Source organism: Allochromatium palmeri (assembly GCF_009720725.1).
Lineage (GTDB): Bacteria > Pseudomonadota > Gammaproteobacteria > Chromatiales > Chromatiaceae > Thermochromatium > Thermochromatium palmeri.
Genome location: NZ_WNKT01000001.1, coordinates 234,733 through 256,956, shown reverse-complemented (window position 1 = coordinate 256,956; position 22,224 = coordinate 234,733). Strand labels below are relative to the sequence as shown.

At 63.1% G+C, this 22,224-nt stretch carries 14 protein-coding genes and 2 pseudogenes; 13 read left to right on the top strand and 3 right to left on the bottom strand.

Going from position 1 to position 22,224, the window contains the following annotated elements:
- Positions 1–60: 60 nt before the first annotated feature.
- The 3 genes from GJ668_RS01165 to metK all read right to left on the bottom strand — a co-directional run bounded on the left by GJ668_RS01165 (position 61) and on the right by metK (position 2,126).
- Positions 61–438: a type II toxin-antitoxin system VapC family toxin gene (locus tag GJ668_RS01165; protein WP_155448268.1), complete on the bottom strand. Its 378-nt coding sequence runs from the start codon at positions 436–438 to the stop codon at positions 61–63.
- On the bottom strand, positions 438–692 hold the full coding sequence (locus GJ668_RS01160; protein WP_155448267.1) for a hypothetical protein: 255 nt from the start codon (positions 690–692) through the stop codon (positions 438–440). Before GJ668_RS01160 ends, GJ668_RS01165 begins: the two co-directional genes overlap by 1 nt.
- Positions 693–935: 243 nt before the next feature.
- Positions 936–2,126 carry a methionine adenosyltransferase gene (gene metK / locus GJ668_RS01155; protein WP_155448266.1) on the bottom strand — a complete coding sequence of 397 codons (1,191 nt, stop codon included), beginning with the start codon at positions 2,124–2,126 and terminating at the stop codon, positions 936–938.
- A gap of 210 nt (positions 2,127–2,336) precedes the next feature.
- Here metK and GJ668_RS01150 point away from each other — a divergent pair, with 210 nt between their 5' ends.
- The 13 genes and pseudogenes from GJ668_RS01150 to prlC all read left to right on the top strand — a co-directional run bounded on the left by GJ668_RS01150 (position 2,337) and on the right by prlC (position 22,215).
- A complete protein-coding gene (locus GJ668_RS01150; RefSeq protein ID WP_155448265.1) occupies positions 2,337–2,894 on the top strand; it encodes a thioredoxin family protein in 558 nt (185 codons plus the stop codon).
- A gap of 275 nt (positions 2,895–3,169) precedes the next feature.
- Entirely contained in the window at positions 3,170–5,173 is a 2,004-nt protein-coding gene (tkt, locus tag GJ668_RS01145) for a transketolase (RefSeq protein ID WP_155448264.1), read from the top strand.
- A gap of 132 nt (positions 5,174–5,305) precedes the next feature.
- The gene (gap, locus tag GJ668_RS01140) at positions 5,306–6,307 is read left to right on the top strand and encodes a type I glyceraldehyde-3-phosphate dehydrogenase (RefSeq protein WP_155448263.1); all 1,002 of its coding nucleotides are present in this window, start codon (positions 5,306–5,308) and stop codon (positions 6,305–6,307) included.
- A 58-nt stretch (positions 6,308–6,365) separates the two neighbouring features.
- Positions 6,366–6,845: a Uma2 family endonuclease gene (locus tag GJ668_RS01135; protein ID WP_155448262.1), complete on the top strand. Its 480-nt coding sequence runs from the start codon at positions 6,366–6,368 to the stop codon at positions 6,843–6,845.
- 75 nt (positions 6,846–6,920) lie between these two features.
- A complete protein-coding gene (locus GJ668_RS01130; protein ID WP_155448261.1) occupies positions 6,921–8,102 on the top strand; it encodes a phosphoglycerate kinase in 1,182 nt (393 codons plus the stop codon).
- Between the two features lie 104 nt (positions 8,103–8,206).
- Positions 8,207–9,649, top strand: a complete 1,443-nt coding sequence (gene pyk, locus GJ668_RS01125; RefSeq protein ID WP_155448260.1) for a pyruvate kinase — start codon at positions 8,207–8,209, stop codon at positions 9,647–9,649.
- A gap of 69 nt (positions 9,650–9,718) precedes the next feature.
- Positions 9,719–10,783, top strand: a complete 1,065-nt coding sequence (gene fba / locus GJ668_RS01120; protein ID WP_155448259.1) for a class II fructose-bisphosphate aldolase — start codon at positions 9,719–9,721, stop codon at positions 10,781–10,783.
- Between the two features lie 156 nt (positions 10,784–10,939).
- A pseudogene (locus GJ668_RS21180) lies at positions 10,940–11,563 on the top strand (CHASE domain-containing protein); the annotation flags it as partial.
- A gap of 243 nt (positions 11,564–11,806) precedes the next feature.
- A pseudogene (locus tag GJ668_RS21175) lies at positions 11,807–12,535 on the top strand (sensor histidine kinase); the annotation flags it as partial.
- 138 nt (positions 12,536–12,673) lie between these two features.
- A complete protein-coding gene (locus tag GJ668_RS01110; protein ID WP_155448257.1) occupies positions 12,674–15,892 on the top strand; it encodes an EAL domain-containing protein in 3,219 nt (1,072 codons plus the stop codon).
- Between the two features lie 119 nt (positions 15,893–16,011).
- Entirely contained in the window at positions 16,012–19,407 is a 3,396-nt protein-coding gene (locus tag GJ668_RS01105; protein ID WP_155448256.1) for a transglutaminase family protein, read from the top strand.
- A gap of 60 nt (positions 19,408–19,467) precedes the next feature.
- The gene (locus GJ668_RS01100) at positions 19,468–20,031 is read left to right on the top strand and encodes a CNP1-like family protein (RefSeq protein WP_155448255.1); all 564 of its coding nucleotides are present in this window, start codon (positions 19,468–19,470) and stop codon (positions 20,029–20,031) included.
- A 141-nt stretch (positions 20,032–20,172) separates the two neighbouring features.
- A complete protein-coding gene (gene prlC / locus GJ668_RS01095; RefSeq protein ID WP_155448254.1) occupies positions 20,173–22,215 on the top strand; it encodes an oligopeptidase A in 2,043 nt (680 codons plus the stop codon).
- Positions 22,216–22,224 lie beyond the last annotated feature (9 nt).

Here is a 22,224-nt window from a genome sequence, read left to right as displayed (position 1 = left end):
TCGCGCATAAGGGGACTCGTTCTCATAGCATCCTGCTCCGTTACTATAGTGTAGAAACGCTCATGGCCTGAACTGATGCAAATCCAAACTCTTGATCATGCGATAGTGCTTGGAATTAGCCGTCAAAAGCGGCCGACTTAATTCCAACGCTGTTGCTGCAATCAAGGCGTCGCCCATTTTCATGGCATGGCTGAGGGCATAGTCACGAACCAGAATCACTGCGCGATCCGAAATCGCCTGGGTGATTGGTTCCAGTTTAGCCTGCCAGCGCACCAGCGTAGTCTCGAAGGCAAGCATTTCGCCTTTGTTTCGCATCCCCTGCATCAACTCCATTTGGGTGACGGCAGATAGCGTGATATCAGGCAAATATTCAATCGTATCGTAAGCGCCGGCATGACCACGCATGTACCAAATCAGCACATCTGTATCAACCAGCATTAAAATCGCCCTTTGCGCAAATTTCTCACATAGCCGTCGACCGATTCTGTTTCCGAATAGTCCCGCCAGAGACCGAAGAGCTCTTTCGGTTCTGCATCGTTTGGTTCAACGACGGGCAGTACCTGCTCCATGTACTGTGCGGGAGGTTCGTCCAGGATCGTCACCAAAGCTCTATGAACGCCTTTGATTGTTAGCGGCTGATAAAAATGCACTTGTCCGCTGTCGTCGATGGCAGCCTCAATGGTTTGGATCATGCTGAGGTTTCCTGTGAGAAAGTTCGTTTTTCGCCGCATCTTGCTGCGATGACAGAGTCACTTCTGCTTCCAAGTCGCAGTTTCCGGCAATGTATACTGAACACTTCCTTCGCGGCATGTAACATAGCCGAGACCTATCAATTCTCTCAGCACTGACTCGATGTGCGACTGCGGCAAATTTCAAACCATCAGCGAGACAGGCACTCCCTCGCCCATCCCGCCGTCCATCAACTCAACTCAAGCTCAAATCCCAGCCGCTGCGCGCAGCTCGTCGGCCTTGTCGGTGCGCTCCCAGGTGAATCCAGGCTCACTGCGCCCGAAGTGACCATAGGCCGCCGTGTCCTGATACTTGATCAGCTCGCGGTTGGTCAGATCCAGCATCCGCATGATGCCGTAAGGACGCAGATCGAAATGGGCACGGATCAGCTCGATGATGCGATCCTCGCTAATCTGATTCGTACCAAAGGTCTCGATCGAAACCGAAGTCGGCTCAGCGACACCGATGGCATAGGAGACCTGGATCTCGCACTTGTCGGCCAGCCCGGCGGCGACGATGTTCTTGGCCACATAGCGACCGGCATAGGCCGCCGAACGGTCGACCTTGGACGGATCCTTGCCCGAGAAGGCACCGCCGCCATGACGCGCCATGCCGCCATAGGTATCGACGATGATCTTGCGCCCGGTCAGACCGCAGTCGCCCACCGGCCCACCGATGACGAACTTACCGGTCGGATTGATGTGATACTGGGTGCCGGCATGGAGCCAGCCCGTCGTGCCAAGCACCGGCTTGATGATCTCTTCCATTACCGCCTCATGCAGCACGCTGTCGCTGACATCCTCGCTGTGCTGGGTCGACAGCACCACGGCATCGACCCCGACCGGCTTGCCGTTGCTGTAGCGCACGGTGATCTGCGACTTGGCGTCCGGACGCAGCCACGGCAGGGTGCCGTTCTTGCGCACCTCGGCCTGACGCTTGACCAGCCGATGCGCATAATCGATCGGCGCCGGCATCAGCATGTCGGTCTCGTTGGTGGCATAGCCGAACATCAGACCCTGGTCGCCCGCGCCCTGGGCTTCCTCGGTCTCGCGGTCGACACCTTGATTGATGTCCTTGGACTGCTCACCGAGCGCGATCAGCACCCCACAGTTGTTGCCATCGAAACCGACGTCGGAGTTGTCGTAGCCGATCTCCTTGACCACACGGCGCACCACCCGCTCGTAGTCGATCTTGAGATCGGCGTCCGTGACCGTGATTTCACCGGCCAGCATCACGAAACCGGTCTTGACCAGGGTCTCGCAGGCCACGCGCGCCTTGGCGTGGTTGGGGTCGCGGCGATAGATCTCGTCGAGTACGGCGTCGGAAATCTGGTCCGCCATCTTGTCCGGATGGCCTTCGGAAACGGATTCGGAGGTAAAGATATAGTCCTTGCTCATAGTCGATCACGAGACCTGGGTTCGGGGCGCCGGATAGCGCGTTGATGAAGCCGGGCATGATAGCGCGTCGATTTGGCTCTTGAAACTAGACTCGAAGCCTGGAATCTCGCGTTTCAATCCCCATTGTGCGATGCAAGATTTTGAATCGGGCGGACTTCCGGTACCATCGCCCGATCATTACAAACCGAACGCCCACGCTCGGAGGACTTTATGGTATCGACCGAAACCCCGCTCTGCGACTTTGGCGCCCCCGCTCCAGACTTCTCGCTTCCGGGGGTCGATGGCCGGATCTGGACCCGCGACCAGTGCAAGGGTCCGCGCGGTTTGCTGGTCATGTTCATCTGCAACCATTGCCCCTATGTCCAGGCGATCCGCGATCGGCTGGTACGCGACGCGCGCGAACTGGCTGCGCTCGGTATCGGCTGCGTGGCCATCAGCTCCAACGACGCCAACGACTACCCCGAGGACTCCTTCGACGGCATGAAGCAGGTCGCTGAGGACTCCGGTTTCCCCTTCCCCTATCTCTACGACGAAAGCCAGGCGATCGCACGGGCCTATGGCGCTGTCTGCACCCCGGATTTCTTCGGCTACAACGGCGAACTGGGACTCCAGTATCGCGGTCGGCTCGACGCCAGCCGCAAGGAGGCCGCGCCCCCGGATGTGCGTCGCGACCTGTTCGAAGCCATGAAGCAGGTCGCCGAGACCGGCAACGGTCCTGCCGAGCAGATCCCGAGCATGGGCTGTTCGATCAAGTGGAAAGCGAACTGAGACGCCCGCCGCGGTCGTTCGGTCTGGCCGGGTGCGCACGCCCGTTCGAGCGTACCCGATAAAAACGCTGGCCATTTCGTGCGTCAATTTTTAATATTAGAAAATTACAAATCGCTAAACGCCCCCTGGTTCCTCGTGGCTACCCGCCCACGAACCCATCGCCGATTCCGCGCCGCCGAGCGGATCGTCCGGCCGTCGTCACCGACGCGACGCCGTCGGTGGGGTACAGGCGCACGCTTTTCGACCATCGCTAACTCAATTTCAGGAGGGGCTTCATGTCCTCACGCAGAGAACTCGCCAATGCCGTCCGCGCGCTCGCCATGGATGCGGTTCAGAAGGCCAACTCGGGCCATCCGGGCGCGCCTATGGGCATGGCCGACATCGCCGAGGTGTTGTGGAACGACTTCATGCGCCACAACCCGAACAACCCGAAGTGGGCTGACCGCGACCGTTTCGTGCTGTCCAACGGCCATGGCTCGATGCTGATCTATTCCCTGCTCCACCTGACCGGCTATGATCTGAGCATCGAAGACCTCAAGCAGTTCCGTCAGCTCCACTCCAGAACCCCCGGTCACCCCGAGTACGGCTATGCGCCGGGCGTCGAGACCACCACCGGCCCGCTCGGTCAGGGCATCACCAACGCCGTCGGCATGGCCATCGCCGAGAAGGCACTTGCCGCGCAGTTCAACAAGCCGGGTCACGAGATCGTCGATCACAACACCTATGTCTTCCTCGGCGACGGCTGTCTGATGGAAGGCATCTCGCACGAAGCCTGCTCGCTGGCCGGCGCCCTGGGTCTGGGCAAGCTGATCGCGCTCTACGACGATAACAACATCTCGATCGACGGTGAGGTGCGCGGTCATGGCGACACGCCCGGCTGGTTCCTCGACGACACGCCCAAGCGTTTCGAGGCCTATGGCTGGCATGTAATCCCCAAGGTCGACGGTCATGACGCCGACGCTATCAAGGCGGCCATCGAGCAGGCGCGCGCCGTCTCCGACAAGCCGACCCTGATCTGCTGCCAGACCATCATCGGCTTCGGCTCGCCGAACAAGCAGGGCAAGGAAGAGTGTCACGGTGCGGCGCTCGGCGACGCTGAAATCGCCCTGACCCGCGAGAACCTGGGCTGGAACCACGCGCCCTTCGTGATCCCGGACAATGTCCGTCAGGGTTGGGATGCCAAGGAGCGCGGCGCCGCCGCCGAGTCCGACTGGAACGCCAAGTTCGATGCCTATGCCAAGGCGTTTCCGGCCGAAGCGGCCGAGTTCAAACGTCGCATGGCCGGCGAGCGGCCCGCCGACTGGTCGGAAAAAGCCGACGCCTTCGTCAAGTCTGTGGTCGAGAAGGGCGAGACCATCGCCTCGCGCAAAGCCTCGCAGAATGCACTCAACGGCTTCGGTCCGCTGCTGCCCGAACTGATGGGCGGCTCGGCTGACCTCGCCGGCTCCAACCTCACGCTGTGGAAGGGCTGCAAGGGCGTGAGCAAAAACGACGGCGGCAATTACATCTTCTACGGCGTGCGCGAGTTCGGCATGTCGGCGATCATGAACGGCATCGCGCTGCACGGCGGCTTCATCCCCTATGGCGCAACCTTCCTGATGTTCTCGGAGTACGCGCGCAATGCCCTGCGTATGGCCGCGCTGATGAAGGTGCCCTCGATCTTCGTCTACACCCACGACTCCATCGGTCTGGGCGAGGACGGCCCGACCCATCAGCCGGTCGAGCAGATCCCGACCCTGCGCCTGATCCCGAACATGAGCGTCTGGCGTCCCTGTGACGCGGTCGAATCGGCCCTGTCCTGGAAGCTGGCGATCGAGCGCACGAGCACACCAAGCTGCCTGATCTTCTCGCGTCAGAATCTGGCCCACATGCCGCGCACCGACGAGCAACTGGCCAACATTGCGCGCGGTGGTTACATCCTGCGCGATTGCGCCGGCACCCCGGATGCCATCATCATCGCCACCGGCTCGGAGGTCGAACTGGCCATGAAGGCCGCCGAGGCCATGAGCGACAAGGCCATCCGCGTCGTCTCCATGCCCTCGACCGACACCTTCGACGCCCAGGACGCCGCCTACAAGGAATCCGTACTGCCCAAGGCCGTCACCGCGCGCGTGGCGGTCGAAGCCGCTGTCACCGACGGCTGGTGGAAATACGTCGGCACCCAGGGCGCGGTGCTCGGCGTCGACCGCTTCGGCGAGTCCGCCCCGGCCGGCGCGCTGTTCAAGGAGTTCGGCTTCACGGTCGAGAACCTGGTCGCCACGGTTCGCGGCGTGCTCTGAGCCGTACCTCGGCTTTCAATCATGTAGGAATCGACAGGATGACCGCACATCGGCTCATGGCCCGTGTTCATCCTGTCGCCACCTGACAGGGTTTAAAATACCCGTCCTTTTTTATCACTGGAGTTCTACCGCATGACAATCAAGGTTGGCATCAATGGGTTTGGTCGCATCGGCCGCATGGCGTTTCGCGCTATCGCCAAGGATTTCCCCGGCATCGAGGTCGTGGCCATCAACGACCTGCTCGATCCCGACTACCTGGCTTACATGCTCAAGTACGACTCGGTCCACGGTAACTTCAAGGGCGACATCGCCGTCGACGGCCACACCATGATCGTCAACGGCAAGCGCATCCGCCTGACCGCCGAGCGCGATCCGGCCAACCTCAAGTGGGGCGAGGTCGGCGTCGATCTGGTCATCGAGTCGACCGGCTTCTTCCTCACTGAAGAAACCTGCCAGAAGCACATCCAGGCCGGCGCCAAGAAAGTCGTGCAGAGCGCCCCGTCCAAGGACGCCACCCCGATGTTCGTCTATGGCGTCAACCACAAAGAATACGCGGGCCAGGCCATCGTCTCGGCCGCCTCCTGCACCACCAACTGTCTGGCGCCGGTCGCCAAGGTGCTGCACGACAACTGGGGCATCAAGCGCGGCCTCATGACGACCGTGCACGCCGCCACCGCGACCCAGAAGACGGTCGACGGTCCCTCGATGAAGGACTGGCGCGGCGGTCGCGGCATCCTGGAGAACATCATCCCCTCCTCCACCGGCGCCGCGAAGGCCGTCGGCAAGGTGCTGCCTGAGTTGAACGGCAAGCTCACCGGCATGGCCTTCCGCGTACCGACCTCCGACGTCTCGGTCGTCGACCTGACCGTCGAGCTATCCAAGGAAGCCAGCTACGACCAGATCTGTGCCGCCATGAAGGCGGCCTCTGAGTCCGGTGATATGGCCGGCGTGCTAGCCTACACGGATGAGAAGGTCGTTTCGACCGACTTCCGTGGTTGCGCCAACCCCTCGATCTTCGACTCCGAAGCCGGTATCGCGCTCGACCCGACCTTCGTTAAGGTCGTGGCCTGGTACGACAACGAGTACGGCTATACCTGCAACATGCTGCGCTTAGTCGAGCACGTCGCCAAGTAAGCGTCTGCGGCTCCCACGCCGGCGCGTGGGAGCCAACAACGAATCCGGAGTTCTCCCCATGCAATGGAGTGAAGTCTGTGAACACCCGAGTTTGCGCGATCTGCCTTTCAAGATCGAAACCAATGAAAAAGGCGAGATCGTGATGAATGCCGTCAAGGTCATTCATTCGCTCTATCAGGGTGAGATCGAATATCTATTGCGCTCGTTGCTCAAGGATGGTCGTGCCCTGCCCGAATGTGCGATCCGCACGCGCAAGGGGACGCGGGTGGCCGACGTGGCCTGGGCCAGTCATGAACGCATTCGCATCATTCGCGGCGAGACCGACTGCTCCATCGCGCCGGAGATTTGTATCGAGGTGCGTTCCGGGAGCAATACGGCGGATGAAATGGCCGAAAAACGCGCACTGTATTTCGAGTGCGGGGCGCTGGAAGTCTGGCTGTGCATCGATGGCGTCATGTCGTTCTACGCGGCGGGCGGTCAACTGCAACTATCACAACTCGCACCGGAGTTTCCCGCACGAATCCGGCTCGATGACTAGAGCCATGCGCCAAGCCACAGGGCTTCGCGGATCGCTTTGACATCACAATTCCAAACTTACGAGGAGACACGACTCATGTCCTTCATCAAGCTCACCGACCTGGATCTGGCCGGCAAGCGGGTGCTGATCCGCTCGGATCTGAACGTCCCGGTCAAGAACGGTCAGGTCACCTCGGACGCACGCATCACCGCCTCGATGCCGACCTTCGAGCACTGTCTCAAGGCCGGCGCCAAGGTCATGGTCATGTCGCATCTGGGTCGTCCCGAGGAAGGCGTCTTCTCCGAGGCCGATTCGCTCCAGCCGGTCGCCGAGGCGCTCGCCGCCAAGCTCGGACGCGAGGTACGTCTGGTCCGCGATTATCTGGATCAGGCGCCCGAAGTCGCTGACGGCGAGCTGGTGCTGCTGGAGAACGTGCGTTTCAATAAGGGCGAGAAGAAGGACGAGGAAACGCTCTCCAAGCAATACGCTGCGCTCTGCGACGTCTTCGTCATGGACGCCTTTGGCACCGCACATCGCGCCCAGGCCTCAACGCACGGCGCGGGCAAGTTTGCCCCGGCCGCCTGCGCCGGCCTGCTGCTGGCCCAGGAGCTGGACGCGCTGCAAAAGGCACTCGCCAACCCGGCGCGTCCGATGGTCGCTATCGTCGGCGGCTCCAAGGTCTCGACCAAGCTCACGGTGCTCGAAGCGCTGTCCGAGAAGGTCGATCAGCTCGTCGTCGGCGGCGGCATCGCCAACACCTTCCTGGCGGCGGCCGGCTTTCCGGTCGGCAAGTCGCTGTGCGAGCATGATCTGATCCCGACCGCCAAGATGCTGATGGAAAAGATGACCGCGCGCGGCGCCAGCATCCCGATCGCCACCGATGTCGTCTGCGGCAAGCAGTTCAATGAGAACGAACCCGCTGTCACCAAGGCGGCGGCCGAGGTCGCCGAGGACGACATGATCTTCGACATCGGCCCGGACTCGGCCCAGGCACTGGCCGACATCATCGCCAAGGCCGGCACCATCGTCTGGAATGGTCCGGTCGGCGTGTTCGAGTTCGATCAGTTCGGCGGTGGCACCAAGACCGTGTCCATGGCCATCGCTAAGGCCGCCGGCTTCAGTCTGGCTGGCGGCGGCGACACCATCGCCGCGATCCAGAAATACGACATCTACGACCAGGTCTCCTACATCTCGACCGCCGGCGGCGCCTTCCTCGAATATCTCGAAGGCAAAACCCTGCCCGCCGTCGCCATGCTCGAAACGCGGGCGAAGGACTGATCCAGCATCGCGGCGCCATGGGCGTTCGGTCGCTCACCCGTGAATCTGGCTGACGACCGAACGCTGAACCCTGAATGCTGGACGCTCAAGACTTAACTACAACCATGCCAAGACGCACCAAAATCGTTGCAACCCTGGGACCGGCGACCGATCCGGTCTCGGTCACGGATGAGATCCTCGCCGCCGGCGTCGATGTCGTCCGACTCAATCTTTCACACGACACCCATGATCGCCATCGCGAGCGCGCTGAGCGCATCCGTGCGCGTGCACTGGCCGCCGGTCAGGCGATCTCGGTCCTGATGGACCTGCAAGGCCCTAAGATCCGCATCGGCAAGTTCACCGACGGCAAGATCCAACTGGCCCGGGGCGACCGTTTCGCCATCGACACTGCCTGCCCGATCGATGCCGGCGACCAGACGCGTGTGGGCACGACCTATGTCGAGCTGGCCGACGACGTGCGCCACGGCGACACCCTGCTGCTCGACGATGGCGCGATCGAACTCTGGGTCGACGCGGTGGTCGACGGGCGTATCGAATGCCAGGTGGTCGTTGGCGGCGCGCTCTCCAACAACAAGGGCATCAACAAGAAGGGCGGCGGACTCTCGGCCCCGGCTCTGACCGACAAGGACAAAGAGGACATCCGCTTCGCCGCCGAGATCGACGCCGACTATCTGGCCGTCTCCTTCGTGCGCAACGGCGACGACGTGCGCCTGGCGCGCGAGCTGTTCTACGAAGCCGGCGGACGCGGCGGCATCGTCGCTAAGATCGAGCGTGCCGAGTCGCTCAAGGGCATCGACGATATCATCAATGCCGCCGACGCCATCATGGTCGCGCGCGGCGATCTGGGCGTGGAGATCGGCGACGCCGAGCTGCCGGCGGTCCAGAAGCGTCTCATCAGCCGCGCGCGCGAGTTGAACAGCGTCGTCATCACCGCCACCCAGATGATGCAGTCGATGATCGAGAACCCGATCCCGACCCGCGCCGAGGTCTTCGATGTGGCCAACGCCGTGCTCGACGGCACGGATGCCGTGATGCTCTCGGCCGAAAGCTCGATCGGCAAGAACCCGGCCAAGGTGATCGAGGCTCTGGACCGCATCTGTCTGGAGGCCGAGAAGAACGTCACCCGCTCCGGTCACCGGCTCGACTCGGTGTTCGGGCGCGTCGACGAAGGCATCGCCATGGCGGCCATGTACACCGCCAACCATCTGGGCGTAAAGGCCATCGCTGCGCTGACCGAGACCGGCTCGACGGTCAAATGGATGTCGCGTATCAGCTCGGGCATCCCCATCTACGGCATGACGCGCTCAGAGCCGACGCAGCGTAAGGTCCGCCTGTTCCGGGGCGTCTATCCGGTGGCCTTCGATGTCGGCAGCACCGACATCCATGAGGTCAACTGCGAGGTGATCGAGGAACTGCTGCGCCGCGGCACGGTGCGCGATGGCGATCTGGTCATCATCACCAAGGGCGACCGCTCGGGTGTCGAGGGCCAGACCAACATCATGAAGGTCATGCGTGTCGGCGAGCATCGGCTCCTGAACGAGGATTGATGGACGGGACGCTCGACGGCATCCTGTTCGATTCACGGCTTCTCCAACCACGAAAAACGAGGACAACTCATGGCCCTGATCTCAATGCGTCAGATGCTGGATCACGCCGCCGAACACGGCTACGGCGTACCGGCCTTCAACGTCAACAACCTGGAGCAGATGCGCGCCATCATGGAAGCGGCCGATGAGACCGATTCCCCGGTCATCGTCCAGGCGTCCGCCGGTGCGCGCAAGTACGCCGGCGCGCCCTTCCTGCGTCACCTGATCCTGGCCGCCATCGAAGAATGGCCGCACATCCCGGTCTGCATGCACCAGGACCACGGCACCTCGCCGGCGATCTGCCAGCGCTCGATCCAGCTTGGCTTCAGCTCGGTGATGATGGACGGTTCGCTGGGTGAGGACGGCAAGACCCCGGCCACCTATGAGTACAACGTCGATGTCACCCGCCGCACGGTCGAGATGTCGCATGCCTGCGGCGTCTCGGTCGAAGGCGAACTGGGCTGTCTGGGCTCGCTCGAAACCGGACAGGCCGGCGAGGAAGACGGCATCGGCGCCGAGGGCACGCTCGATCACAGCCAGCTCCTGACCGATCCCAACGAAGCGGCTGACTTCGTCAAGAAGACCGGTGTAGACGCGCTCGCCATCGCCATCGGCACCTCGCACGGCGCCTACAAGTTCACCCGTCCGCCCACAGGCGACATCCTGGCCATCGAGCGCATCAAGGAGATCCACACCCGCATCCCGACCGTGCATCTGGTCATGCACGGCTCCTCTTCGGTGCCGCAGGAATGGCTCAAGATCATCAACGAGTACGGCGGCAACATGGGCGAGACCTATGGCGTGCCGGTCGAGGAAATCGTCGAGGGCATCAAGCACGGCGTGCGCAAGGTCAACATCGATACCGACCTGCGGATGTCCTCCACGGGAGCCATTCGCAAATTCCTGGCCGACAATCCCAAGGAATTCGATCCACGCAAATACTTCATCGCCGCCACCAAGGCCATGAAGGACATCTGCAAGGCGCGCTATGAAGCCTTCGGCACTGCCGGCAACGCGAGCAAGATCAAGGTGATCTCGCTGGAAGACATGACCACGCGCTACGCCAAGGGCGAGCTCGAACCCAAGGTCAACTGAGTGCTCGGCGGCCTCCAGGCTGCCTTGTTCAGCAAGGGCGCCTTCGGGCGCCTTTTTTGTAGGTGCGACATCACTCAGGACTGGAGACTGGAGACGGATTTCAGGTTTAATCACAACGATCAACGATAATCGCGAGGATTCCAAACCCGATCTGTCATGGTGCGTTCGAGCCGATTCACCACCTCCAAGCGTCCCTGGTTATTGGCCCTGTTGGTCCTGTCACTGGTCTTGGCCACAGCACTGGTCATCGAACGACTCGCCCGTGAGCGCGATCTGGAACAGGAGCGGCTGGGCGTGCTCATCGAGCTGGCGACACTGCGCGCGCGCCTCGAAGGCGTCGTCAACGCCCATCGGCTGCTGGTGCATGGGCTGACGGCTGTGATCTCAGCGCATCCGGACATCGATCAAGCCGAGTTCGCGCGCATCGCTCAAGGACTGGTCGACGAGCGCCACTCCTTGCGTAATATCGTCGGCGCGCCGAATCTGGTGGTGTCGCTGGTCTATCCGCTTCCCGGCAACGAATCTGTCATCGGACTGGATTACCGTCGCCACCCAATTCAAGGCCCGGAGGCGCAGCGTGCCCTGAACACCGGCCACTCCGTGTTAGCTGGCCCCCTGCCCCTGGTACAGGGCGGCATGGGATTTCTGCTGCGCGATCCGGTCTTTGTCACGCCTGAGCCACCCAGCGCGCCCAAACGCCCCTGGGGTCTGGTCACGGCCGTGATCGAAATGGACCAACTCTATCGTCAAGCCGGTCTGCAGGACGCCATCCCACGGCTCCGTCTCGCGCTTCAGCGCTCTGAGTGCACGGATGCCTGGGGTGACGTTTTCTTCGGCGATCCATCGGTCCTGGATCGCGATCCGGTCTCGATCGCCATCGAGATCCCCGGCGGCACCTGGCGGTTGTCCGCCATTCCCCGACCGGACTGGGGCCACACGCTCCATACACACCTGCCCATCTATCTGCTGGGTCTGCTGCTCGCCCTGACGGGGGCGACCATGACCTATCTGCTGGTGCATGGCAACGAGGTACTGGAAGCGCGCGTGGCGGCGCGCACCGCTGAGCTGGATGCTATCAACACGGAGCTGGAGACCTTCACCTATTCGGTCTCGCACGACCTCAAGGCACCGCTGCGCGGCATCGAGGGCTACAGCCGCTTGCTGCTCGAAGACTACCAGAGCCAGCTCGACGACGAGGGGCGGCTCTTTCTGCGCAACGTGCGTCAGGGTGTCGATCAGATGGGACGCCTGATCGAGGATCTGCTCGCCTACTCGCGCATGGAGCGGCGCGAATTGCAGGGTGTGCGAATCGAGCTGGAGCCGGTGCTGGCGCGTTTGATCACCGAACATCAGGACCAGATTCAGGCCAGCGGCGCGCGCCTGGAACTGGATCCCGGAGGACTCTGGGTGCGTGCCGATCCGGATGGACTGGCACTGGTGTTGCGCAACCTGCTCGACAATGCGCTCAAGTTCCACCGTCCAGGTGAGCCGCCGGTCATCAGCATCCGTGCCGAGGCGCTCGGTGAGCGCGTCCGGCTCAGTGTCCGCGATCAGGGAATCGGCTTCGACATGCGCTTCCACGACCGTCTCTTCGAGATCTTCCAGCGCCTGCATCGTACCGAGGAGTTTCCCGGCACAGGTGTCGGACTGGCAATGGTGCGCAAGGCCATGCAGCGCATGGGCGGACAGGTCCAGGCCGAGAGCTCGCCCGGCCAGGGGGCGACCTTCCATCTGGAGTTCCCCCATGCCTGACAATGGCGCTCGGGAAACGCTACCGCCCGAACATCAATTCCGCTATCGTTTAGCATGTGAGCCATGACCGATTCACCGAGACAGCCGTCCGGGTCGCACCATGCCGCGACTGGCTCAAGCATCCAGCGAGGTAGTCGCATGCGCGTCCTGCACGTCGAAGACAATCCGGTCGATGCCGATCTGACCCGGCGCCGGCTGGCGCGGCGTGCGCCCGACATCGAGCTGGAACAGGCGTCCAGGCTATCGGAAGCGCTGGAGCATCTGGGGACGCCGGGACGCTATGATCTGGCGCTGCTGGATCTGCGTCTGCCGGATGGTTCGGGACTGGACGCGCTGGCCTGGATCCGCGAGCGACGTCTGCCGCTGGCGGTCGTGGTGCTCACCGGCTCGGGCGATCAGGACGCGGCTATTGCTGCGCTCCAGGCTGGCGCTGACGACTATCTGAGCAAGGGCGAGCGCACACTCGAACGCCTGCCGGCCACCCTGCGTGATGCCTGGCGCCGCTTCCGTCTGGCCCAGACCCGTCAGGCGCGCCCGTTGCGCGTACTCTATGCCGAGCACAACCCTGCTGACATCGATCTGACCCGCCGTCATCTGGCGCGTTATGCCCCCCACATCCGGCTGACGATGGTCCAGGATGCCAGCCAGATCCTGGAGCACCTGCCGGCCGATCCGCACGCCCTCGCCGAATTCGATCTGCTGCTGCTGGACTATCGTCTACCGGGACTCGATGCCCTGGAAACGATCAAGATCCTGCGCGCTGAGCGTGGACTGGACATCCCGATCATCATGGTCTCGGGTCAGGGCAACGAAGAGGTGGCCGCACGCGCCATCCATCTGGGCGCCAACGACTCTCTCTCCAAGCATTCGGGCTATCTGCATCAACTCCCGGCGACATTGGAAAAAGCCTGGAGCCTGGCCGAGCTGGGGCGCGAGCGCGCCAATCTGCGCGCCACCTCCGAACGGCTGGAACTGGCGCTCGCCACCAGTCCGGTGATTCTCTACAGCCGCCGTCTCAGTCCGGACGCGTGGCCACTGACCTGGGTCAGCGAGAACAGTACACGCCTACTCGGCTACAGCCCGACGCTGGCGCTCCAGCCCGGCTGGTGGGCCTCGCGCCTGCATCCGGAGGATCGGGAGACGGCCTTGCGCTGGTTGAGCGAGCTAAACCAGGGCGGCGAGAGGGTCTGCGCCTATCGCCTCATCGATGCTCAGGGCCGGGTCCGCTGGATCCAGGACGAGGTCACGGTCCTGGAAACCGACGGCGGCGCCACCCATGAGACCACGGGCGCCTGGCACGATGTCACCCTGACCAAGATCGCCGAGCAGATGCGCGAGATACGTCTGGCGGTGCTCGATGCCCTGATCGATACGCAATCGCTCACCGAGATCCTCGGTGAGATCGCCATGCGTCTGGAGCGTCTGGAACCGGATATGCAGGTTTGCATTCAGATCGGACTCGACGGACAGCCCCTGTCCGCCGCCAAGCCGCCGCCCGCGCGACCCGCCGACTGGGTCGCGCCCTTCAAGGACGGCGCCGGGCAGACGATCGGCTGTTTGCGTGTCCACTATGCCGAGTCGCGCGCCCCGACGCCGATCGAGCGCGAACTCATCGAGGAATGCGCCTGCATCGCCGGCCTGGCGGTCACGCGAGTACGGGCCGACACCCGCTTGCGTCAGGCCGCGACCGTGTTCGAAAGCACGCGCGAGGGCGTCATTATCACGGACCTCAATGGACAGATCCTCAACGTCAATCGCGCCTTCACCGAGATCAGCGGCTATAGCGAACCCGAGGTGCTGGGTCGCAATCCCCGTCTCCTGCGCTCGAACCGCCAGGATCAGTCTTTCTACCAGTCGATGTGGGCCAGCCTCAAGACGACCGGGCAATGGCAGGGCGAGATCTGGAACCGACGCAAGAGCGGCGAACTCTATCCGCAGATTCTGACCATCAACACGGTCGCCGACAGCCAGGGCCGGCCCAGCCACTATGTCGGCGTCATGACCGACATCAGCCAGCTCAAGCAGTCCGAGGCGCGGCTCGAACACCTGGTCCACTACGATCCCCTGACCAACCTGCCCAACCGGCGTCTGGTGCAGTCGCGTCTGCAACATGCCCTGGAACATGCCGACCGGCGTGGCGGCCGGGTGGCCGTGCTCTTCGTCGACCTGGATCGCTTCAAGAACATCAACGACAGCCTGGGTCATCCAGCCGGTGACACCCTGCTGGAGTCGCTTGCACAACGCCTGAGCCAACGGGTGCGCGAAGACGATACGCTCGCCCGGCTCGGCGGCGACGAATTCCTGGTGCTGCTGGAGAATCTCCAGCGTCCAGAAGACGCGGCCGGTGTCGCCCAAACGCTGCTGGACCTGTTGCAAGACCCCTTCTATCTGCCCAGCGGACATGAACTCTATGTCGGTGCCAGCATCGGCATCAGCCTCTATCCGGACGATGGACGCACGGTGACGGATCTCATCCAGCATGCCGATGTCGCCATGTACCAGGCCAAGGAAGAAGGACGCAACACCTATCGCTTCTACACCCCGAACCTCACCGAGACCGCCCAGGAACGTCTGGGACTGGAAGCACGTCTGCACCGGGCGCTCGCCAGCGAGGAGTTCGTGCTGCACTACCAGGCCCAGGTCGATATGCGCGATGGGCAGCTCATCGGCTGCGAGGCCCTGGTGCGCTGGAACTCCGCCACCGAGGGGCTGGTGGCGCCCGACCGTTTCATTCCGCTGGCTGAGGAGACCGGACTCATCGTGCCGCTGGGCGAATGGGTTCTGCGCCAGGCGTGCGCTCAGGGTCAGTCCTGGCGTGCCGGCGGGCTGGCGGATCTGACCGTCGCCGTCAACCTCTCGGGCCGACAACTGCGCGCCCCGGATCTGGTCGAGCGCGTCACCCGCGTGCTGGAAGAGACCGGTCTGCCACCGGCGCGGCTCAAGCTGGAGCTGACCGAGAGCATGATCATGGGCCAGGGCGAACGCGCACTGGACCTGCTGCGCGGACTCAAGCGGCTCGGTGTGCGGCTGTCCATCGACGACTTCGGCACCGGCTACTCCTCGCTGGCCTATCTCAAGCGGCTGCCGATCGACGAACTCAAGATCGACCGCGACTTCGTGCGCGACATCCCGGCGGATTCGAGCGACATGGAAATCGCCGCCACCATCATTGCCATGGCCCGCAATCTCAGGCTCAACGTCATCGCCGAAGGCGTCGAGACGTCTGAGCAGTGCGATTTCCTGATCCGTCAGGGCTGTATGGCGGGTCAAGGCTATCTGTTCGGACGTCCGCAGCCGGCCGAGGATTTCACATCCCTGCTGAGCGACCACCAAACCGCGAAGCACGCATACCGCTGATCCTTACATCGCCGCGTGGCACGATGTTCGGGCGCCACGCCGAGCGCGGACCGACAAGACAGACAGGGTCTTTTGTGGGATCTTAATGTCCAACGCCACGCCTCACGGGAAGAGTTCCAATGTCCATCCTGGTCGCCCTGAACCACAAGACCGAATACCACTTCGATCGCTCCGTCAGCCTCGGGCCCCATGTGGTGCGTCTGCGCCCGGCCCTGCATTGTCGCACCCCGATTCGCAGCTATTCGCTCAAGATCGAACCCGAGGAACACTTCATCAACTGGCAGCAGGACGCCTTCGGCAACTATCTGGCCCGTTTGGTCTTTCCGGAGAAGACGCGCCGGCTGTCGATCGAGGTCGATGTGATCGCCGAGATGATCACCATCAACCCCTTCGATTTCTTCCTCGAAGAATCCGCCTATCACTATCCGTTTGAATATGCGCCCGAACTGCGCAAGGAACTCGCGCCCTATCTGGAGCTCAGCGAAGACGGTCCGCTGTTGCGCGAGTGGCTGGCAAGCGTCGATCGCGCCCGGCGCGAGACGGTCTATTTTCTGGTCGATCTCAACCAGAAACTGCAACAGGACATCGGCTATGTGATCCGGATGGAGCCGGGCGTGCAGCGGTGTGAGGAGACGCTTGAAAAACGGCTCGGCTCCTGCCGCGACACCGGCTGGCTGCTGGTGCAGATCCTGCGTCATCTGGGACTGGCGGCACGCTTTGTCTCGGGCTATCTGGTGCAGTTGACGGCGGACGTCAAGGCGCTCGACGGTCCATCAGGGCCAGAGAAGGACTTCACCGACCTGCACGCCTGGGCTGAGGTCTATGTGCCGGGCGCAGGCTGGATCGGACTCGACCCGACTTCGGGGCTGTTTGCCGGCGAGGGACATATTCCGCTCGCCTGCTCGCCCGCGCCGCGCGGTGCGGCACCGATCGAGGGCGCGACGGATGCCTGCGAAGTCGAGTTCTATTTCCACAACCAGATCGAGCGCATCCACGAAGATCCGCGCGTCACCAAACCTTACACCGAGGAGCAATGGGCCGCGATCGAGGCGCTCGGCCATCAGGTCGATGCCGAACTGCGGACCAATGACGTGCGCCTGACCATGGGCGGCGAGCCGACCTTCGTCTCCATCGACGATATGGACGGCGCGGAGTGGAACATCGATGCGCTGGGGCCGACCAAGAAGGGGCTGGCCGAGGAGCTGCTGTGTCGGCTCAAGGCGCGCTTTGCGCCCGGCGGGCTGCTGCATCTCGGTCAGGGCAAGTGGTATCCGGGCGAGCAACTGCCGCGCTGGGCGCTGTCCTGCTTCTGGCGCAAGGACGGCGAGCCGGTCTGGCGCGATCCGGCGCTGTTCGGGCATGAAGACAGCGACTATGGTCATGGCCCGGCTGAGGCTGAGCGCTTCATCCAAGTGCTTGCCCGACATCTGGACGTCGACCCGAAGCATGCCGCGCCCGCCCATGAGGATGCCTGGTATTACCTGTGGCGTGAGGCCCGACTGCCGGTCAATGTCGACCCGCTCGACAACAAGCTCAAAGACCCGAATGAACGCCAGCGCATCGCCCGGCTGTTCGATCAGGGTCTGGACCGGGTCGCCGGCTATGTGCTGCCACTGCGCTGGTGGGGACTTGGAATCGAAGGGGGCTGGAAGAGCGGTCGCTGGGCCTTCCGCGATGGGCGGATGTTCCTGATTCCAGGCGACTCGCCGATGGGATTGCGGCTGCCGCTCGACGCCCTGCCCCATGTCGCGGAGCGCGACCGGGAGCCGCTGCTGGAGCGCAGTTCATTCGATCCGGTTGCGCCCCTGCGCTCGCCCTATGACGAGATTGCGCGTCGCTACAGCCGACCGGGCGAGCCGGCCCAGGCGCCGCAGACGATCCGCGAGCAGGGTCTCCAACCGCGCGATCTCGCGGCGCGTTATGGCCGCCTGACCCCGGTCGATGGTTCTCATCCCGACGTGCGCCCGCAAGCTGCGCCCGGCGACGATCCGCACCCGGATCTGATCCGCACCGCGCTCTGTATCGAGCCGCGTGCGGGTCGGCTCTATTGCTTCATGCCGCCCTTGACGCATCTGGAACACTGGCTGGATCTGGTGCTGTGCATCGAGGATACGGCGGCTGAACTCGGGCTGCCGATCATTCTCGAAGGCTATGAGCCGCCGCGCGATCCGCGTCTGCAAAAGCTCGCCGTCACGCCTGACCCTGGAGTCATCGAGGTCAACATCCATCCGGCTGAGAGCTGGGATCAACTGGTCGCCGATACGCATATCCTCTATGAAGAAGCGCGCCTGACGCGGCTCGGCACCGAAAAGTTCATGCTCGACGGCCGTCACACCGGCACCGGCGGTGGCAACCATGTCACGCTCGGCGGCCCGACGCCGGCCGACAGTCCGCTGTTGCGCAAACCGGATCTGGTGCAGAGCCTCATCACATACTGGCAGCATCACCCGAGTCTGTCCTATCTGTTCTCGGGGTTGTTCATCGGTCCGACCAGTCAGGCTCCACGGGTCGACGAGGCGCGCGACGACCGGCTCTACGAGCTGGATATCGCCTTCCAGCAACTGCCGCCCGGCGAGGTGCCCCAGCCCTGGATCGTCGACCGCGTGCTGCGCAATCTGCTCACGGATGTGACGGGCAACACCCATCGCACCGAGTTCTGTATCGACAAGCTCTACTCACCCGACAGCGCGGCCGGGCGTCAGGGCTTGCTGGAATTTCGCGGCTTCGAGATGCCGCCGCATCACCGGATGAGTCTGGCGCAACTGCTGTTGCTGCGCACGCTGGTGGCGCGTTTCTGGAAAGATCCCTATCGACGCTCGCCGATCCGCTGGGGCACCGAGCTGCATGATCGCTTCCTGCTGCCGCATTTCGTGCGTCAGGACTTCGATGATGTCATCTGCGATCTGCGTCGCGCAGGCTATCCAATCGAGCTGGAGTGGTTTGAACCCTTCTTCGAGTTCCGGTTTCCGCACTATGGCGATCTGATCACCGAGAACGGCATCGACATGGAACTGCGCGCGGCCATCGAACCCTGGCATGTGCTCGGCGAGGAGGTCACGGCCCAGGGCACATCGCGCTTCGTCGACAGCGCGGTCGAGCGGATGCAGGTCAAGGTCAGCGGCATGGTCGGTGATCGGCATGTTCTGGTCTGCAACGGACGGCGGGTGCCGCTGCGTCCGACCGGGCGGCGTGCTGAGTTCGTCGCCGGCATCCGGTTCAAAGCCTGGAGTCCGCCCTCGGGTCTGCACCCGACGATCCCGGCGCACAACCCGCTGGTGTTCGAGATCGTCGATCTCTGGAACCGGCGCAGTCTCGGCGGTTGCACCTACCATGTCGCCCATCCGGGCGGGCGCAGTGAATCGAGCTTCCCGGTCAACAGCTATGAGGCCGAGAGCCGGCGTATCGCGCGCTTCCGTCTCATGGGTCACACCCCAGGTGAAATCGACCCGCCGCCCGAGGAACCGGCGGGCGAGCATCCCTATACCCTGGATCTGCGCTATCGGCCAAGCTGTTGAGCCAGAGTCGATCCTGGCGCATCATGGTCTGCCGCATTCCGATGTACAGCGCATAGACTCATGAGACAGACCCGCATTCTGACGCTTTACTGTCTAGTCCTGTGGTTGTCCTCGGCTCTGGCCGAGGACAGTCCCTTCATCCACGAGCCGGCGCCCTTTACGCCGTCGAGCGTCAAGTCCGGCACGCCCTGGACCGAGGCGCTGACCCGGCTGCCGCCGCTGCCGGCCGACTCGGATCTGATCGAATTCAGCCTCGACGGTTCGCAAGACGCCTTTCGCTATTTCATCGATGGCCGGCATCTGAGCGTCGGTCCCGATGAGGTGGTGCGCTATACCCTGGTCGCACGCTCAAACACCGGCGCGCGCAATCTCTCCTTCGAGGGCATCCGCTGCACGCCCCAGGGCCAGTACCGGGTCTTCGCCTATGGTACCGAGCGCGGATTTACGCCCGTGAACGAGGACTGGCAAGGCATGGGTCGAACGACTGAGCGCTATCGGCTTGAACTCTGGCGCCATCATTTCTGCGCTCCGCGCACCTTCAAGCCCCGGCCACTCAAAGACATGAAGCGTTCGCTCCAAGGCCCGATCGCGCCGCGCCAGAACAGCGGTTTTCTGCCTGATTGAATCGTCCCGAACCGCCTTGAATGGCGGTTTGGAGCCGCGATCTTTTGTGGGTGCCCCCAAGGCTTTATCATGACCGCCCGCTGACCGCGCGCGCGGTTCTGTCCACCGAACACTGTCAACCGACTACGGATCACGCCAGCCATGTCCAATCCACTGCTCGATCAAGCCGGCCTGCCGGCTTTCACCCTGATCCGCCCCGAGCACGTCGAACCGGCCGTCGACGCCCGGCTGGCCGAGTGTCGCGAGACGATCGAACGGCTGACACGCGAGGTCGCGGTGCCGACCTGGGAGAACTTCGTCGAGCCGCTCGACGAGGCCGATGATCGTCTGAACCGCACCTGGTCGCCGGTCGGACATCTCAACGGCGTGCTCAACAGCGAGGCGCTGCGGGCGGCCTATAACGCCTGTCTGCCCAAGCTCAGCGAGTACGGCACCGAGGTCGGTCAGAACGAGTCGCTGTTCCAGGCCTATCGCGCGGTCGCCGCCCAGGAACATCTGGATGCGGCGCAACGCAAGCTGCTGGAGAACGCACTGCGCGACTTTCATCTCTCGGGCGTCGACCTGCCGCCGGAACAGAAAGACCGCTACAAGGCCATCAGCCAGGAACTCTCGCAACTGACCAGCCAGTATTCCGAAAACGTGCTGGATGCGACCAACGCCTGGAGCAAATCCATTACGGATCAGGCTCGGCTCGCCGGTCTGCCCGAGTCGGCGCTGGCACTGGCGCGTCAGAACGCCGAACGTCAGGGCCAGGACGGCTGGCTGTTCACGCTCGACATGCCCTATTACCTGCCGGTCATGACCTATGCCGATGACCGCGAACTGCGCTTCGAGATGTATCAGGCCTATGGCACGCGCGCCTCGGATCAGGGTCCGCACGCCGGCCAGTGGGACAACAGTGAACTCATGGAGCGCATCCTGGCCCTGCGTCATGAGCTGGCCCGCTTGCTCGGCTTCGCCAACTATGCCGAGCGCTCGCTGGCGACCAAGATGGCGCGCTCGCCCGATGACGTGCTGGGCTTCCTCGAAGACCTGGCCGCGCGTTCGGTTGGACAGGCTCGGCAGGAGCTGGACGAGCTGGCGACCTTCGCGCGTGATCAGCATGGCGTCGAGCCGCTGGAACCCTGGGACATCAGCTATTACTCCGAGAAGCTGCGCGTCCATCGCTACCAGATCAGTCAGGAGGAACTGCGTCCCTACTTCCCGATCAGTCGCGTGCTGCTGGGTCTGTTCGGCGTGGTCGAGCGGCTGTTCGGCATCCAGATCCAGGAGGTCGCGACCTTTGAAACCTATCACCCGGACGTGCGCTTTTTCGAGATCCGCGATCTCCTGAGCGGCGCGCTGCGCGGTCAGTTCTATCTCGACCCCTTTGCTCGTACACACAAGCGTGGCGGAGCCTGGATGGACGTCTGCACCGAGCGCCTGCACACCAGCCGCTGCGATCAGATCCCGGTCGCCTATCTGGTCTGCAACTTCACACCACCGGTCGGCGATCAGCCGTCGCTGCTGACGCATGACGAAGTGCTGACGCTGTTCCATGAGTTCGGGCACGGGCTGCATCACATGCTCACGCGCGTCGACTATCCGGGCGTGGCCGGGATCAATGGCGTGCCCTGGGATGCCGTGGAACTGCCGAGCCAGTTCCTGGAGAACTGGTGCTGGGAACGCGAATCGCTCGATCTGTTTGCCTCGCACTGGGAGACCGGCGCGCCGCTGCCGCCTGAACTCTACGAACGCATGATCGCGGCCAAAAATTTCCAGTCGGCGATGCAGATGGTGCGTCAACTGGAGTTCGCGCTGTTCGACTTCCGGATGCACCGTGACTACGACCCCGAGCGCGGCGGACGAATCTACGAGATCCTCGAAGCCGTCCGCGATCAGGTGGCCGTGATCCGCCCTCCGGCCTTCCATCGCTTCGCGCATGGGTTCTCGCACATCTTCGCCGGCGGCTATGCGGCCGGGTATTACAGCTACAAATGGGCCGAAGTGCTCTCGGCCGATGCCTTCTCGCTGTTCGAGGAACGCGGTGTCTTCGATGCCGATACCGGACGCGCCTTCCTGGAGAACATCCTGGAGAAAGGTGGTTCGGAGGACGCGATGGCGCTGTTCGTCAAGTTCCGTGGACGCGAGCCGACGACCGATGCGCTGCTGCGTCATTCGGGCATCGTCGCTGAAGCCGCTTAACAGGAGTCT

Excerpts from the sequence above, each read along its gene's own strand:
- GJ668_RS01165 (WP_155448268.1), bottom strand. The coding sequence starts at position 438 with ATGCTGGTTGATACAGATGTGCTGATTTGGTACATGCGTGGTCATGCC.
- GJ668_RS01160 (WP_155448267.1), bottom strand. The coding sequence starts at position 692 with ATGATCCAAACCATTGAGGCTGCCATCGACGACAGCGGACAAGTGCAT.
- metK (WP_155448266.1), bottom strand. The coding sequence starts at position 2,126 with ATGAGCAAGGACTATATCTTTACCTCCGAATCCGTTTCCGAAGGCCAT.
- GJ668_RS01150 (WP_155448265.1), top strand. The coding sequence starts at position 2,337 with ATGGTATCGACCGAAACCCCGCTCTGCGACTTTGGCGCCCCCGCTCCA.
- tkt (WP_155448264.1), top strand. The coding sequence starts at position 3,170 with ATGTCCTCACGCAGAGAACTCGCCAATGCCGTCCGCGCGCTCGCCATG.
- gap (WP_155448263.1), top strand. The coding sequence starts at position 5,306 with ATGACAATCAAGGTTGGCATCAATGGGTTTGGTCGCATCGGCCGCATG.
- GJ668_RS01135 (WP_155448262.1), top strand. The coding sequence starts at position 6,366 with ATGCAATGGAGTGAAGTCTGTGAACACCCGAGTTTGCGCGATCTGCCT.
- GJ668_RS01130 (WP_155448261.1), top strand. The coding sequence starts at position 6,921 with ATGTCCTTCATCAAGCTCACCGACCTGGATCTGGCCGGCAAGCGGGTG.
- pyk (WP_155448260.1), top strand. The coding sequence starts at position 8,207 with ATGCCAAGACGCACCAAAATCGTTGCAACCCTGGGACCGGCGACCGAT.
- fba (WP_155448259.1), top strand. The coding sequence starts at position 9,719 with ATGGCCCTGATCTCAATGCGTCAGATGCTGGATCACGCCGCCGAACAC.
- GJ668_RS01110 (WP_155448257.1), top strand. The coding sequence starts at position 12,674 with ATGCGCGTCCTGCACGTCGAAGACAATCCGGTCGATGCCGATCTGACC.
- GJ668_RS01105 (WP_155448256.1), top strand. The coding sequence starts at position 16,012 with ATGTCCATCCTGGTCGCCCTGAACCACAAGACCGAATACCACTTCGAT.
- GJ668_RS01100 (WP_155448255.1), top strand. The coding sequence starts at position 19,468 with ATGAGACAGACCCGCATTCTGACGCTTTACTGTCTAGTCCTGTGGTTG.
- prlC (WP_155448254.1), top strand. The coding sequence starts at position 20,173 with ATGTCCAATCCACTGCTCGATCAAGCCGGCCTGCCGGCTTTCACCCTG.